Origin of the sequence: Clostridioides difficile ATCC 9689 = DSM 1296, assembly GCF_001077535.1 — a bacterium.
Classification (GTDB): domain Bacteria; phylum Bacillota; class Clostridia; order Peptostreptococcales; family Peptostreptococcaceae; genus Clostridioides; species Clostridioides difficile.
In genome coordinates, this window is the sequence record NZ_CP011968.1 from 1533925 (window position 1) to 1550963 (window position 17039).

A 17039-nucleotide genomic window follows, 5' to 3' on the forward strand; every position below is an offset into this window, starting at 1 on the left:
AAGAGTACTAATGAGTTACACTAGTACTTTATAACTATTTTTACATGTTTTAACTGTATAAAACAGCGGGTATAGTTCACACAGGCAGGAGTGACTTTAGTTTTGAACTAAAAATCAAGTTCAAAAAGAATAAACATTAGTATTTGAACTTCACTCTACGTCTAAATAGATTGTAGTTCTTCTTGCTTTTATTATACCACAAATTGGTATAGATATTCAAAAATAATATATTTATGATATAATAAAAATGTAAATAGTTTTGCAGTGAGCGATATTTGTTACAAAGTAGAGCTTAACGCTTGAAATATAAGGTGTTGAGGGTATATGATAAGCTTTATCATTTGCACTACTCATGGTTCACTGCAAATTTAAGAGAGTTGCATATGTGTAAGTATTGAAAATGCCCAGTTTATTTTGGGGTTTTATATTAACTAAGTGGTATGTAAATTGAAAATCTAGTTAAAAACTGCATCAAAGTATTGATGTTTTATATTAACTAAGTGGTATGTAAATCAGCAAGAGTCGCAACAACATTAACAACTTCGGGAGCGTTTTATATTAACTAAGTGGTATGTAAATTTGTATTATTACTTTTTATCAGAATAATCAAAAGATAGTTTTATATTAACTAAGTGGTATGTAAATGCAGAAGAAACAGGTTTCAAAACGATAAAAAAATAATGTTTTATATTAACTAAGTGGTATGTAAATAGAGAGAAGGGCTATTCTCTCTAGGCTTATCCTTACAAGTTTTATATTAACTAAGTGGTATGTAAATAAACCAATCTTTTTTCCTTGAATCTTTTAAAAGTTCCGTTTTATATTAACTAAGTGGTATGTAAATGATTTTAGAACTTCATCCACAAACGAGCTTTCTACAGTTTTATATTAACTAAGTGGTATGTAAATATAGTCCTTTTCTAAATTTAGAATCAAGTTTTGGAGTGTTTTATATTAACTAAGTGGTATGTAAATAGAGTAAAACAATAGTACAAGAACAAATAAATACATGTTTTATATTAACTAAGTGGTATGTAAATACTTTTTCACGACATTTTTTTATAAAAGGAGGTATTAGTTTTATATTAACTAAGTGGTATGTAAATAAAATTATAGACAGAATGATAAATGTATTTGATGCTTGTTTTATATTAACTAAGTGGTATGTAAATACTTTCTGTAGCTCTATAGATAAATAAGGTGCTAAAGTTTTATATTAACTAAGTGGTATGTAAATTAACTTTATAAAACCCAGTAATTGCAACACTTTTATAGTTTTATATTAACTAAGTGGTATGTAAATAGTATAATGTTGAAAAGTTAGAGAGTACAATCAAGGAATTTTACATTAACTAAAATGTATAGAATAAAACATGTATTTATACTTAAATTCTGTACCTATATAAAAAAGTGAACTCTGTCAACAAAGCACTTTTTTATATAGATAAATTATCATTTTGTTTTAAGATAGAAGATACTAATGCTAAATGTTTATCATTAGTATCTGTATGTACATAAAAGTTTAATTTTTTATATAAATTTGCTCTTTAGAAAAATGAGCAGTATCAATAAATATATTGTCTAAATTTTTTCTAGGAACTAGTTGACTAGCTATAAGATTAGCTTCAATTCTTTGATTGTTAGACTATGAAATTAAATTTAAAGGTTCATTCTTGGTCGTATAAATAGCTTTATTATTCGTATGTACTATAACAATTTTTGCCATCTGCTTTTGATAGATAAAGAGCTTTATCAGCTTTAGAAAATAAATCTTTATATAATTTAGTTGAATCATCAGTGAAGGCAATACCAATACTTAATGTTATTTTATGATTGTCCTTTACTTTTATTTTACTTGCATCATTTAAAATATCATTAGTAATTTTTATTATTAAATCCTTTGTTAATGATTTTATAAATATTGTAAATTCATCTCCACCAATTCGAGCAACTATGTCTTTATCATGTGTGTTATGTAATAGTATTTTTGATACAGCAACTAAAACTTCATTTCCCTCTAAATGCCCAAAAGTATCATTTACAGTTTTAAAATCATCAATATCAATAACTAATAGAGCATCATTATTTTTGGAATCAGAACTACATAGATACTCTTCAATAAGATTTTGTGATACTCTTTGATTATATAATTGTGTTAGTGGGTCACGTTGAGCCTGATTAATTAAGCTTTCTAATTTAGATTTATCTTCAGTTATGTCTTTTAAAACGCCTATTGTTTTGATAGGGTTATGGTCACTATCATATATAACTGAACATTGAACACGAATCCATCTCCATTCATTTTTAGTTAATGAATTTACTTGTCTTATCTCAATTGTTTCACGAAGATTTCCATGAAGTACTTCTAGTAGTTTTCCAATATCATCAAGGTGAATAATTTTACCAGATTCTAATAGTTTGGAGTAATTTTTTGTTTCAAAATTTTCTAATTCAATTTTTTTGTCAATTTCTACACGTTGATATTTTATAAGGGTATCGTTTTCAATATCATACTCAAACATGATATCTGTAATATTTTGCAAAGCAATACGATATCGCTCTCTTTCTAATTTTAGTTCAGATTCTATGTTTTTTAGTTGGGTTATGTCAGTAATAATACTATTAATTTTTACTATGCCATCACTATTTAACGATTTCATTCCAGAATCTAATACCCACATTAATGTTCCATCTTTTTTTCGGATTCTATATTCAGATGAATATGTAGGTCCTTTTGCAAAACATCGTTCACAATCTTCTAGTGCTTTAGGTAAGTCTGGTGGATATACAGCACCCACTGCTGAACCACCACTCATTTCCATGAACTCATCATATGTGTATCCTAATATTTTGGGCAATCCCTCATTGACATAGAAAAATGAGTATGTACTATCATCATTGCTACCTTTTAAGCCACCATTGATATTATTTGTAATCATTTCAATAACTTCTGTTTTTTCTTTTAGTAATCTTTGCAAATAATCATAACTTTGAGTTCCAATTTTAGTGGGAAAGTATTCATCAAGTTGCATTTCACCATAAGGGTTTGATATGTGCATGTGCTTTATTAATAATTTTCCTCTATCCTCAATTATCTCAAATGTACAACGTTGATTTACCTCTAAAATCATTTGAGCATTTTCTTTAGTTCGAACAGTATATCTTCCTAATACCATACATCTATTCTCATCTTCACTTACAGTTTCAAATATATCATTATTTATATCACAAGAAGGAATTTCATCTTGACCTGCATAAAAATAATTTTTTATTTCATTAAAAGAAGTGAGAAATTCCTGTTCTCCTGGTCCAATCCATGTAACATTTTCACAAAGGTATTTTAATACTTCATCAATATCCCGATTTATATAAAAACTTGTTATAATATGTTTTGCTAATTTGGGTGCTTTTTTTAGGAGTATGCTCATGATATTCCTCCTTTCTTTTTGCTATTATATTTTAATTATATTATACATCAATATATTTAAATTAAAAGCTTTGTTAAACTATGATATCTTTGTCAAATAAGTTAATTTTAACAAAAAAGAACTGAAACAATATATGCTTCAGTACTTAATGTCAATATCTTGTATAGATACATATTTATAAACTAATGTACAAGTTTAAAAAAAGAAAGATAATTTTAATTTATTTTAAAATAACAATATTAATAATCATTTTTATCAAATTTTTTCTTGTTTTTCTCCTTGTTTTTATACATTTTTTTATCCAATTCAACTATTGTCAATTTTAAATTTCTTTTTACTGTATCAACACCATAACTAAATGAAAGATACTTATACTTAGAGAATACTTTTAAAAAATTTTCTCTTAAGGCTTCTAGCTGTGAATAAACATAATTTTTGTCAACATCACTAGAGAATATAACAATAAATTCATCTCCTCCTAATCTTATAATAGAAGTAGAATTTATTAATTCTTTATTTAAAAGTGAAACAAAATCACATAAAATCTTGTCTCCTACATTATGACCTTCATAGTCATTTATCATTTTGAAATTATCTAAGTCAATTAGTACAATATAATCTCCTATAAATATGTCAAATCTATCATTTAAATATTTTCTATTATATGCTCCAGTTAATGGGTCAGTAATTGAGTAGTGAAGATTTCTCTTATTTTCTTCATAGAGTTTTGTTATATCATTGGCCATAGTAATTATGTAGGTTTTTTCATCAACATCTACTTTATATTCTAAAACATTCCAATAGCTTGTAGTATCTTTTTTAAACTCTAAAATCCAATTTGAAATTTTATCATAAGGATAATTTTTTTCCCAATCTAATTGAATATTGTGAGAATCCGTAAAAAATTTAGCAATATTATCAGGGAGTTTCTTAGCTATTTCTATATTAGTCATTCCAAGTGGATTATCTTGCATATAACTTTTAATTAAATTTTTTAAATTATCATTTATAAATATAATTCTGTAGTTAGAATCTCTTATAATTAGAAATCCTGGAAAAGTTCTTAAAAAAATTTCTTTAAACATATTAATTTCTCCAAAATAAAATACTTTGTACTAGATTTTTGTTAAATTTTTTATTTTATTTACATCTACATACATACCCTGGGCAATCGACCTTCCATCAATTGCAGAAAGGTTACATTGTGTATACATAACTGTGACAATTTGACCATCTCGTTTTATGAATCTATATAAAAATGGTTCAATTTTATTTGTGTCAATCATATCCAAACTTTTTTTATAAACAAAGTCTAAATCATCTGGATGAACAATTGCTCTTAAATTTCCGCCCATCTCACCAAAAAACTGTTCTTTTGTATAACCTATAATATCAAACATTTCTTCATTCATATAAGTAATAATCATATCACCAAATAAATCGTAGCGAATTATACCTACAGGCAACATTGAATAAAATTGTGATAAAATATTACTTTCATCAAGATGTGTATTTGTCATTTTAGGTATTGAATATGATTCAAATTCATTTATATAGCCAGCAGTTTTAATTAAATCCAAATGTAATTTTGCTAAGAGTAATTTATTTTCTGAAATTATACAATTTGCACTAAAGTAGAAATTGCTATATTTTTGATGTTCAGAAGCTTCATCTGATAAAACGGCTTCTCCACTAATTAATAATGAATCTGATTCAGTATTATGTGGGGTTATACTTTTGTAAAGAATAGAAAATTTTTTACCTTTAATATGTTTTTCAAAATGTTCTATTACTTTAGGAAAAGATGTAATTTCAGTTTTGTTGTAAAAATCAAACCATTGAATGTCTTCAGTGACATTAGCTCTTAGTTTTTTCATATCTTGCATAATAAAAAATCCATCAAATATCTTCTCTATTAAAGATTTTCCTATATCAGAATATTTTATAAACATTTTCTTTGAATTATTCTCTTTAGATAGTAATTTTTCAAATTCTTTGCACTCCATGGGTTTTGCATAATAATAACCTTGGGCGATATCGCAATTTATACTTTTAATAAATTCTACATGTTGTTCTGTTTCAACACCTTCACATACTGTAAGCATCCCAAGAGCTCTTGCAATGTTTATTATAGAGTACAAAATGGTTGTATTTTTAAAATCATTTAAATTATGAGATAAAAATATCCTATCAATTTTGATTATATCAAAAGGTAGATTTTGCAACATACCAAAAGATGAATATCCAGAACCAAAATCGTCCATTGATACAGAAAAACCATAAGAACGAAGTTCAGCTAGTTGTTGAATAATTGTATTTGTATTTTCTATTAATATATTTTCTGTTATTTCAATGCTAAAATTTGATGTAGAGACGCTGTACTTTTCAGTAATACCTTTTAGCATACTTGGAAAATTAGGGTTAAAAAAATGAAGACGAGAAAAGTTACAACAAATTGGAACAAAAACATCATTGTTATCAATCCATCTTCTTATATTTTTACAGTTCTCTTCAAATAAATGCAAATCTAATTCCGTTATCAGACCAAACTGTTCAAATAAAGGAATAAATTTATCTGGAGTAAGAAGTCCTTTAATAGGGTGTCTCCATCTTGCAAGTGCCTCACATCCAACTATAGTATTATTTTTTATATTATAAAGTGGTTGGTAAAATACTTCAATTTGTTTAGTTTGTAGAACATGTGATATTTCTGATAAGAACTCCTTATCATTTTCTAATTTATTGTAAAAACTATTATCTTTAAAATCAAATAGAATGTATCTATTTTTGCCTTCACTTTTAGCCTTTTTTAAAGCACTATATACTTGGTTGAAAAGCATCAAAGTAGTCATGTTTGGTTCACCATTCCAGATAGTGCTGCCGATACTAAATGTAACATTGGAGTATATTTCTTTTTCATTAGGAAGTTTTATTTTTAATTCTCGGGCGCTCTCTATAATAGTTGCACCCATATTATTTAACTCTTTATTTGATACATTTGGAAGTACAATTAAAAAACCTTCTCCTTTTAAATAAGCGACTATTCCCTTTGATTCTGGAATAAAGTGCAATAGGTTTTGAGTTAGAGTAATTAATAAATTTTCTCCGACTAGATATCCATATATATCATTAAATAATTTAAAGTTATCGATATTTAATAACATGATTCCTATATGTATATTTTTCGAAATACAGTCATCAATATGTTGGTACATAAATTCTCTGTTTGGTATTTTAGAAAAAAAATCTATTTCATTTAAGGTTTTTAATTTAAAATTTCTACTATCTAATTCCTTAGATAATACTTCTACCTTTTTATTTAACATTTTTATATAATTATGATTTTGCATGGTATTCCTCCATAAGATACTTTAAATTTTGATGACAACTGTATTTATGCTAGAAGTATTTAAATGTTAATTTGTAAATAATTTAAATGCTAAATTTTAAATAAGTATTTAAAATGAATATACATTAAGTTACTTGCTCCAATGCTACAAATACAAATATTTTTTAGTTTAGTAATAATATTAGATAAAATTAGTTAATGCTTAAATTCTAGTATATTGAAAGATTTCCTTTTTGAATGCAATTATATCATATTTTTTCATAAATAGATAGATTGTGAGCTGTATAGTTAGTAAGGTAGAGTTTTTTTATAATTAATTTTAAGTTTAATGATTTTTCAAAGGCATAATTATTTTATTCATAATTAACTTTTTATACATAATTTAATACCATATTAATAATTTTGCATAATTAATTTTAGTTATTAAAATTAAGTTTATTCTTGTATTTTTTGTTAAAGACTATAATAAATATTCATTTACTAAATTTATAAACTATTAATCTATAGAAATCAGTTTTAATATGAAAAATATTACATAGAGATGGATATAATAGCTGTAAACATAAAACTATATAAAACTAAAATATATTTATAAAAAAGTTGAAGTTATAAATACTATACCTAATATTACAATATAAAAATATTTTAATAATTAATTATTAGGATGTTTATTTTCCTATCCTTGTTTTAAGGATTTTTTTAGTATATTCTAATACTATAGTATTATAGAGTAATAATGTTGATTTAAAATAAAAATAAGATTTCGGAGGAGTTTATTATATAAATGAAAGATTACTATAAAATAGGAGAGATATCTAAAATATATGGAATAGGTAGAGATTCATTAATGTATTATGAAGAAATAGGCATTCTAAGACCAGTTAGAGATATAAATGGATATAGAATGTATAATATATCAGATATATGGAAATTAAATTTAATAAAAGAATTTAGAAGCTTGAACTTTCCAATGAAGAAAATAAAAGAATACCTAGATGACAGAAGTATAGAGTCTACGAAAAATATTTTAAATGAAGAACTCGATTTAATTGATAAAAAAATAGCTGAATTTATAAGCCATAAGGAAAATATTATAAAAAGATTGAGTTCAATTGAAAGTGTAATTCAAAATACAAAAATAGATGAGATAGAGGTTGTATATATAGAAAAAAGAAAAGCTTTAGAATTAAATGCTGATATAAAGAGGGATGAAGACTTCGATTTTTTAATTCAAAAACTTCAGAAAGAATATGAAGATAGATTTAATATACTTGGAAATAACAATATTGGTTCTGCCTTTTCTACTGAAGCAATTAATAAAGGTATATTTAATGAGTTTAAATCTGTATTTTGTTTTCTGGAAAGTAATGAGAAAGTATATAATATAGTTTTTGATGAAGGATATTATGTAACTTTAAATTATACTGGGAGTAATTCTAATAATAAGATGTATATGGAGAAGGTGTTTAAATTTATAGAAGAAAACAATTATAAGATAATTGCTGACCCTATAGAAATCTACAAGATAGATATACATGAGACTGGAATTGTAGAGGAGTTTGTAACGGAAATTCAAGTTCCTATAACTAAATAGCTATATTTCAATGGATTAGATGGTAAATAGAATGAAAAAATGTTGATTTGCCACCGATTTGTCACTGTGTTATAAAATCGGTAGCAAATTATATTTTAAATTATAAGATAGCATGAAAAAATAATTGTTTAGGGGGTTATAAATGTGAAATGTTCTAATTGTGGAAGTGTAAATATTGAAAAGGGAATTTTAACAACTGGTGGCATATATGCTGAAACTATTGGATTAAAATATAGAGGAGATGGAAAATTAGATAAAGTTATAAATAAAACTTTTCCAGTACAATCTACTATATATTCAGATTTATGTTTAGATTGTGGAGAAATAGTTAGAACCTATATAAAGGATAATACTGATAGGAATTGGTGTAAAGATAAGAAATAGAATAATTTTTGAAGTATATTAATATTTGAAGTTGAATTTTATTAAAGATACAAGTGAAAAAGTATAAATGGGAAGAAATTGTTGTATGGAAGAAACTTTGCATATAGGGGAGATTAGTTTTTTAATATAATAACATTTTTAAATGTAGATAAAACTAAAAAGGGTTCTCTAGAAAACAATTTCTATTTAATTATACTTACTTACCAATACCATCACTTGATGTAAACAAGATTCTACTACATTTTCTCCGTACTCTAGTATAAAATCATCTAGCTGTGTATCTATAAAATCACAATAATCATATAAACTACTAATATAAGCAGTTAACATGTGTGTACATTTATCCATTTCATCTCTAAACATATATATTACTATCCCCCTAAAAAACTTTCATAAAACAAAAAGAACAATATCTTTTTGGCAACTGGCTGACATAACTCATAGTTTATTTTATAAGCGTTAGTCCCTATAGCTTTGCGTCACTAAATTTCTCTAGTTTTGCCGATTTAGTTTTATTCTACAACTAAAATAATACACTAGGATAAGTTATTGTTCAACATACTTGTCAGAAAATTGAAATATTTAACAATATCTTAACAATATGAAATCTATTTTTCACTCAAGAAACAAACTATATGTATAGAATGTTTAATAAAAATTATATTTAGTTTTGTATTGAAGTTTTTATATTAAAAAGTTTAGTTCACAAGGGTTACTTGGCTAGATAATAGATGAACAAAAATATCTTGAAAAAATATATATGAATGGCAAAAAACAAGGGATGAATTTTATATAGACTCATCCCGTAATTATTTATATATTGACCTTGATTAAATATATTATTATTTTTAAGCTTCAATTTTTATATTATATTTCTAAAGTTTCTATAAGAGGATTATCGCTAAATAATTTTAATAAATTTGTTTTTTTATATCCTTTAGGTAACTTAGTATATATAACTACTTCTAACCAATCCCCATCAAGGCGTTTAATATTCATGTTTATAATTTCAATATTAGATTTTTTAAATTTACCTTCAATATATTCTATGGAATCAGTGCTGTTAGAAATTTTAAGAGAAACTTGCTCTGCTGTAGGGAGTTTCATCCATTTCCTATCTCTATGAAGTGTTATCTGTACAATAACAATAATGATACTTGAAACAATACCAACTAAGTATAATCCAGAGCCAATGGCAAGACCTGTACCGGCTGTTGCCCATATACCAGCAGCTGTAGTAAGACCACTTACTGATTGATTTCTAATAAATATTAATCCAGCACCTAAAAAACCTATACCACTGACAACTTGTGCTGCAACGCGGGCTGGGTCTAGACCAATACCTGGAGTACCCACTATATCATTAAATCCATACTTGGAAACAATGATTATAAGTGCTGAAGCTAATGCCACTATAAAATGAGTGCGTATTCCAGCTTCTTTTAGTCTATTCTTTCTCTCATATCCAATTAAAGCCCCACAGAAACCAGCAGTAATGATTCTTGCTATATATTCAAATTGAATCAATATATGATGGTTCATTTATCTAGCACCCCCTTCTATATAATATTATATATACTATAATACTACATTTTTTATGTGAATATAGTAAAGTTTAAAATTTATATAATAGTTATATATGAATATAAAATGTATAAACGTATATTATGTATATAAAAATGATAGAAAGCATCTAATTTTAAATGATTAAAGAGCAAGCTTAAATAAATCAAACTTGCTCTTTTAACATAGTGTATGTTTTTATTTGTGATAGTTAGATAAAAATTTATCTGTGTTTTTTACATCTGCAAAACTGTTCTGTAGTGATGCCATGAATACTTGATGTACAGTATTTGCATTAATTTCTATATTATTCCAAGATAAATTCTTCGTTGTACATGCATCGCTTATTAGAGTTATGTCGTATCGAAGTTTCTTTGCTGTTCTTACACTTGTATCAATACACATATGGCTCATCATTCCACAGATTACTAGATTAGTAATATTTTTTTTCTCAAGGATACTTTGCAAATCTGTTTCAAAGAAACTATCTGGTGTGTGTTTAATTATAATTTCTTCATTATCTAGTGGAAAAACAATTTTATTTATTTCTGAACCATGAGTATTAGGAAGAAAAAAAGAAGCTGTTTTATCTGTTGATATATGCTGTATATGAATAACTGGTAAATTGTTTTTTCTAAAAAACAGTAGTATTTTTTTAGCATTTTCAGCAGTTTCTTCTGATTGAAATAATTCACATTTTCCATTTTTAAAATAATCATTTTGAATATCAATCAATATTAAAGCTATAGACATGATTATACCTCCTATTTATTTTTATTATAATACTATTGTAAAAAATGTAAATTACTTACTTTTTGGTATGTATAGGATTACTTATTGTAGCAAATTCCTTTATTATCTAGAATTTCTTGTTGACCATGTTCAAGCATATATTCGATTCCTATTTCTTGCATTATTTCCACTGCTTTTAACATTTTTTTACCACGATTAGTAAGAAAATATTCAACATGTAATGGATATCCAGCAGAACTTATTTTATCAATAATCCCAAAATCACGTAACTCTTTTAATTGTTGAATCAACATTTTTTGATTTATTCCATAAATATTATGTTGCAATTCAGAAAATGTTTTATTAGATTGTCTTAATTCAAATATAAGGATAGTTTTCCATTTTCCTTTGATTATGTCATGTACAATTTCAAGAGGACATGTATATTCAGCTCTTATTTTCATAGCATATCACCCCCAGTAAAATGATAATAAATTATATCACTTGTCTTGTGATATGACAAATATATATGAACTGTATATAAATTTTATGTTTTATTAAGTTCTAAATTTCTTCTATTGTAGTTCATATTTAGTACATAAATAATTAGTAAGATATAAGTAAATAAATATATAACATGACTATAGAAATTTAACTTTAAAATAACTTATGATAATTTAGAGGAGGAATATATATGAATATATCAAGAAAAGCTATGAAAATAATAGAATTAGCACAAAAAATTGCAAATAAGAGGGGGATTTCAGTAGAAGAAGCTTGGAGTGAAGCAGTAACAGAATATAAAAATAAATACGAACATATTGCATAGATATTTAAAAATTTAGAATATTTGGTAGAATATAATGATTTTAAATGATACTATAAATTATAAGGTATATCATTATTAACATAGAAGGAGGATATCTGCTTGATTGTAAAAATAGATAATACTTTAGAAAAAGAATTTTGGCAATATGTATCACATGAAGAAAGTCTAAATTTATTCATAATTGGATACGTTGAGAATTATGGATTTAGCTCTCAATATCAAGATATATGGTCTCAGGTAGAAGATGGAAATATAACCTCTATAATATTAAAAAATAAGTCAACACTTATAATTTATAGTTTTAAAAATAATTTTAATATAGGAGAAATGAAGAATCATATAAAAGATTTAGATGTAGAAAGCATAAGTGGAAAAAAATGTGTAATAGATAGACTAATAAGTAAATACAAAGATTTTTATGAAAAACTAGATAATAAATTTTGTGTATTAAAAGAAATAAAAGAAATAGATTTTTCCAACATGAAGGAGTATAAAATAGAAAATGCTCAGGAAAAAGATATTGATGAAATAGGAAAACTTTTAAATAGGTCAGACTATAAAGTAAGTAAAAATTACATAGAAGAAAGGAAAGAACATTTAAAAGAGGGAAATGTAAGAGCATATTTTATTAGAAATGATGATACTATGATTAGCACTGTGTCAACTGGTATGGAAACTAGTTTTTTGGCAATGGTGGTCTCTGTAAGTACAGATAAAAGATATAGGGGAAAAGGACTTGCAAGTTATATGGTTTACAATTTGAGTAAAGAATTATTGTTGGAAGGAAAAGTTCCATGTCTTTTTTATAATAATGATGTAGCAGGTAAAATATATCATAATATAGGATACAAAGAGATAAATGAATGGACAATTCTTTTTAAATAGCTATAAAAAATAAAAAACTCTATCGAGAATTAAAGTATTTATAAATAACTATATTTTTACTATAATTCATGATAGAGTTTTTTTAAATTTATGATACTATTTTTTATTATTTAAATAATCAAGTGTTTTAAGTTTATAACCTTCTTTTTCCCAATGTGTAAGAACCTCATCTAATATCTCAGTATTTGTTGATGAATTTGGATGCAGTAAAACTATTGCACCAGGATGAGTTCTTGAATAAATTTTGTTTTTGGCAAATTCATGAGTAGGTTGTTTCTTTTCATACCAATCTACATAAGCAAAACTCCAAAATATTGATTTATATCCTAAATCTTGTGTATATTTTAAAGATTGTTCGCTAAATTTACCCATTGGAGGTCTAAAATACTTAGGCATTTCTTTTCCAGTAACATCTTTGTATGCTTTTTCTACACTTGTAATTTCTTCTTTGAATTTTTCAAAATCTGTAATACCTGCCATTGATGGATGGCTTTTTGAATGATTACAAACTAAATGTCCTTCTTTTTCCATACGCTTTATTAACTCTGGATTGCTTTTTATATAACTTTCAACTACGAAAAATTGAGCTTTAGCATTGTGTTTTTTAAGCGTATCTAATAATTTTGGAGTGTTTCCACTTTCATATCCAGCATCAAATGATAGATATATAACTTTTTCATTGGGATTTCCTACATAATAAGCTCCGTATTTTTTAAAAAAATCAGCTTCTTTTATAGGTGATGGCTGTTTACCATCCTCCCTAGGGTTAAAATACCAATCATATTCATGTGTGTCGAGTGTTGGACTAGAAATTTGAGTTTTTGTTTTATCTAATGATTTAAAATTTATACTAGCAATTCCAAAAAGTACTAGAGCAAATGCTCCTATCATAATGTATTTTTTTAGGCTATCTTTTTTCACAATTTCACCTCTTATTTAAAATTTAAAATATATTTCTTATAATATAGTTTGAATATTTATAGTTAAAAATATTCACATATACAAATAATAAATGAAAGAAGTTTACTGTAAGATATAAAGTTGATATTAATTATCTTAAATAAAGTGTATATAAATGATAAAATATAAAGAGAAATGATTGTAAATAAGTTAGGCTGGTTTAACTTGAAGGGATATAAAAATGGATAATATAATAAGTGTATTGAATGATGTTGTTTTTTTAGATATAGAAGTTAGTGGATTAGATTGTTTAAATTCAGAAATTTTAGAAGTTGGAGCTGTCAAGGTTAAAGACTGGAAAATACATACCTATGAATCATTAATAAAAAACAAATTTGAGGTACCTATAGAAGTATTCTCAGTATGTAAAAATTTAGATAAAAATGATTTAGAAATAGCTAATGAAATAGAACTGGTGGAAGATAGACTTGTAAATTTTGTAGAAGATAGTTTCATTATATGTCATGATTTAAGTCTGAAAAAAAAGTTTTTTGAGTATCATATGCCAAAGTTAAAAAACAAATTTATTGATTTAATTGAATTAGCAGTTATTTTAGAACCATATCATAAAGATTATAGCTTAGAATACTTAAAAAATACTTTAACAAATTGTAATTCTAAAGTGGAAAATAGAGCTTTATCAGATGCTATTGATATAATAAATATAGTAAATTGCCTTTTAGTAAAATTTAATAACTATGAAAAAACTACTTTGGAGCCATTGAGTTTTAAAATAAATTCATATCTTAAAAAATTTAATCTTCCAACATGGGAATGGAGCAAATTTTTAGAAGAGGCAAATTATGATTTATCAAATAATATAAATATAAAAAAAGAATATAATATATTTGACTCAAAAGAAGAAAAGAAGAAGGAAAGAGAAACCTTAAAAATTTTAAATGAAGAAGAAAAAAATTATGAAGAATTATTAAAATACAAAACTATTTGGGAGAATAAAGAAGGATTTACATATGAATATAGACCTGGTCAATATGAGCTTACTAAAACAATAAGAGAGTTGTTTAGAAATAGCGAAGATGAAGAAAAAATTGCATGTATAGAGGCACCAACTGGTATAGGTAAAAGTGTAGGATATTTATTGCCTGCAATATTAGAGGCTAGAATTAATAAAAAAAGATTATTAATTTCTACTGACACAAAGGAATTGCAGATACAATTAATAAATAAAGATATTCCAAATGTGTTAGATTCTTTGGGTCTAAATGGAAAAGTAAGTTACGGATATATAAAGGGAAAAAATAACTATATTTGTATAGATAGACTGGAAGCATATATAGATGATTATGAGTCTCAAAACCCTACTAAAGGAGAAATTTTATCTTTAATATTTTTGAAGAGATTAGTTGAAGGTGGCAAGTATGGAGATATAGAAGAAATAAATTATTTAGTGTTTGACAACTTCAAGGAAATAAGTACTCACTTAAGAAATGTAAGTTGTGACCCAAATATGTGCAGACCTAAAAAATGCAAAAAAGATTGTTTATATAAAAACAGAATAGAAGAATTAAAAGAAGAACATATAACAGTAGTAAATCATTCACTATTAGCTAAATGGCCGTATAAGGATGAAAAACCTTTAGAAAATATAATAGTAGATGAAGCACATAATTTGACTGAAAAAGGATATGATTTCTTTTCAAGCATTATAAATTCAAAGTCTTTAAGGTATTTATTACAAGAAATTTATCCTTACGAGTTTATTCAAAATAGTAGCTTTATATATAAAAAATATAGTAGAAATATGAGAAAAATAAAGGCTTTTGATAAATTTTATAATGTATTAAAAATTGGAAGAGAAGATAAACAAAAAATTGCTAGAAGCATAAATCTCATTATTGAAGAGATAGATTCAATATTAAATTTTGGTAATTGTAATGAATATAATAATGTAAGTAATTATAATTTAAGATGGGAACTGAATTTGCAAATAGATGAAATTGTGGGAAAACTAAAAAAGGGTGGTATAGATACTGAAATAAGTTATAGAGCCTATAGTGAAAAGATAAAGTTGAGTTGTGAGAAAATAATAAAAAATTTAGTTTCAATAATAATAATAATTTATAGGAATATTGATGATGATAGTATAGATAAAGAAGCAGATATATATAAATTTGGAAAGGCAAAGACAAGAGATTTAGAGGATATAAAGATTATATTTGAAATCTTTTTAGAGTATGATGAAAAGGATGATTATGCAAGGATAGTTGAAATTGATAAGAATTATAATGACTTTGAATTTCGAGTAGTGCCATTAAAAATAGCAGATTTATTTGAAGAAAATATTTTATCTCAATTAGAAAAAGGAATATTTTTATCAGCAACTTTGAGTTTATCTGAAAGTATGTCTTATTTTAAAAATACATTAGGAATAGACAGAGTTAAGAATGTGGAAAAGATTATAGAACCAATTTTTGATTATAAAAATAGAGTCTCTGTAGTTGGATTTTCTGATATTTGTGAGTACAGAAATTCTGAATTTCCAAATGAGATGAGTAAAATTATATCTAATATATCAAAGATTACAGAAGGTCATACATTAGCTCTTTTTAATAGTAAAGATAGACAAGAAAAAACTTATGAAATATTGAAAAAATACTTACATAGTTTTAACTTAGAAATTTATGCTGATAAAAAGGGCATTAGACACCTTAATGATTTAAATAGAAAATGTGTAGTACTTGGCTCAAAAGGATGTTTTGAAGGCGTAGACATTCCAGGGGATGGTTTGGTTTGTGTAACTTTAGACAAGCTTCCGAATCTAAATCCAAAAGACCCTTTGTATTTTACTATAATGAAGAAGTATGGTATAGACTACTATACTATAAATTATCCTCAAATGACCATAAAGGTAAAGCAAGCTATGGGGAGAATTTTAAGAAGCAAATATGACTATGGATGTTTTGTGATTTTTGATGTAGGAACTAATATAAGTGTTTTAAAGAGATTAGAGAAAGATTTACACGATTGTAAAATTTCAAAGGTTAATAGCAATGAGTTTTATACTTATATAAGGCGACATTTAAATAAATCTAGAAGTTTAATACTAAAATCTGTTATATTTGATACTATAAAAGCGTTGAATGTTGATGCTAAAATGGATAACAATGATGTTGATAAGGATATTATAAAAAAAGATATAAATGAAAATATAAGACAAAGAGCTGTAAAAGGAGAAGTGTACCATATTGATATTATAAAAAAAGATATGAAAGTAAAATATTTTGATAGAAACTATCTTATAAATTTAGATATATTTATGAGAGAAGAAGATAAAAATTAAGAGTGGGAGTGATA

General features: G+C 25.2%; 13 protein-coding genes, 1 CRISPR repeat array and 1 riboswitch. Of the genes, 5 read left to right on the plus strand and 8 right to left on the minus strand.

The genetic code is table 11. The features are described from left to right. Nucleotides 1-419: 419 nt before the first annotated feature. A CRISPR array of direct repeats spans nt 420-1303; the repeat unit is 29 nt; unit sequence GTTTTATATTAACTAAGTGGTATGTAAAT. Nucleotides 1304-1694: 391 nt separating this feature from the next. From CDIF1296T_RS07510 to CDIF1296T_RS07520, 3 genes are all read right to left on the minus strand, one after another. Then, nucleotides 1695-3428, minus strand: coding sequence for a sensor domain-containing diguanylate cyclase (locus CDIF1296T_RS07510; protein WP_009896333.1), 1734 nt, complete (start codon nt 3426-3428; stop codon nt 1695-1697). 239 nt (nt 3429-3667) lie between these two features. Beyond that, the gene (gene dccA, locus CDIF1296T_RS07515; protein ID WP_009889222.1) at nt 3668-4513 is read right to left on the minus strand and encodes a c-di-GMP diguanylate cyclase DccA; all 846 of its coding nucleotides are present in this window, start codon (nt 4511-4513) and stop codon (nt 3668-3670) included. A 30-nt stretch (nt 4514-4543) separates the two neighbouring features. Then, a complete protein-coding gene (locus tag CDIF1296T_RS07520; RefSeq protein ID WP_009896335.1) occupies nt 4544-6778 on the minus strand; it encodes an EAL domain-containing protein in 2235 nt (744 codons plus the stop codon). Nucleotides 6779-7561: 783 nt separating this feature from the next. On the opposite strand from CDIF1296T_RS07520, the gene CDIF1296T_RS07525 reads away from it, so the two are divergent. Continuing rightward, nucleotides 7562-8371, plus strand: a complete 810-nt coding sequence (locus tag CDIF1296T_RS07525; protein WP_003429371.1) for a MerR family transcriptional regulator — start codon at nt 7562-7564, stop codon at nt 8369-8371. A gap of 144 nt (nt 8372-8515) precedes the next feature. Continuing rightward, entirely contained in the window at nt 8516-8755 is a 240-nt protein-coding gene (locus tag CDIF1296T_RS07530; protein ID WP_003438585.1) for a hypothetical protein, read from the plus strand. A gap of 186 nt (nt 8756-8941) precedes the next feature. Here the strand turns inward: CDIF1296T_RS07530 and CDIF1296T_RS07535 are convergent, their stop codons facing one another. From CDIF1296T_RS07535 to CDIF1296T_RS07550, 4 genes are all read right to left on the minus strand, one after another. Further along, a complete protein-coding gene (locus CDIF1296T_RS07535; protein WP_003429374.1) occupies nt 8942-9118 on the minus strand; it encodes a hypothetical protein in 177 nt (58 codons plus the stop codon). 53 nt (nt 9119-9171) lie between these two features. Further along, a riboswitch (cyclic di-GMP riboswitch) is annotated at nt 9172-9268 on the minus strand. Nucleotides 9269-9622: 354 nt separating this feature from the next. Beyond that, nucleotides 9623-10297, minus strand: a complete 675-nt coding sequence (locus tag CDIF1296T_RS07540; RefSeq protein WP_003429376.1) for an MgtC/SapB family protein — start codon at nt 10295-10297, stop codon at nt 9623-9625. A gap of 219 nt (nt 10298-10516) precedes the next feature. Continuing rightward, complete coding sequence (locus CDIF1296T_RS07545; RefSeq protein WP_009889225.1) at nt 10517-11071, minus strand: cysteine hydrolase family protein; 555 nt, start codon at nt 11069-11071, stop codon at nt 10517-10519. 77 nt (nt 11072-11148) lie between these two features. Further along, nucleotides 11149-11514: a winged helix-turn-helix transcriptional regulator gene (locus CDIF1296T_RS07550; RefSeq protein ID WP_003429379.1), complete on the minus strand. Its 366-nt coding sequence runs from the start codon at nt 11512-11514 to the stop codon at nt 11149-11151. A gap of 230 nt (nt 11515-11744) precedes the next feature. Here CDIF1296T_RS07550 and CDIF1296T_RS19880 point away from each other — a divergent pair, with 230 nt between their 5' ends. Both CDIF1296T_RS19880 and CDIF1296T_RS07560 read left to right on the plus strand, forming a co-directional pair. Continuing rightward, a complete protein-coding gene (locus tag CDIF1296T_RS19880; protein ID WP_003429381.1) occupies nt 11745-11879 on the plus strand; it encodes a hypothetical protein in 135 nt (44 codons plus the stop codon). Between the two features lie 99 nt (nt 11880-11978). After that, a complete protein-coding gene (locus CDIF1296T_RS07560; protein ID WP_009896340.1) occupies nt 11979-12764 on the plus strand; it encodes a GNAT family N-acetyltransferase in 786 nt (261 codons plus the stop codon). Between the two features lie 96 nt (nt 12765-12860). Here the strand turns inward: CDIF1296T_RS07560 and pdaA are convergent, their stop codons facing one another. Further along, nucleotides 12861-13685 carry a delta-lactam-biosynthetic de-N-acetylase gene (gene pdaA, locus CDIF1296T_RS07565; RefSeq protein ID WP_009896342.1) on the minus strand — a complete coding sequence of 275 codons (825 nt, stop codon included), beginning with the start codon at nt 13683-13685 and terminating at the stop codon, nt 12861-12863. 220 nt (nt 13686-13905) lie between these two features. Here pdaA and CDIF1296T_RS07570 point away from each other — a divergent pair, with 220 nt between their 5' ends. Further along, complete coding sequence (locus tag CDIF1296T_RS07570) at nt 13906-17025, plus strand: helicase C-terminal domain-containing protein (protein ID WP_009896343.1); 3120 nt, start codon at nt 13906-13908, stop codon at nt 17023-17025. Nucleotides 17026-17039: the final 14 nt, after the last annotated feature.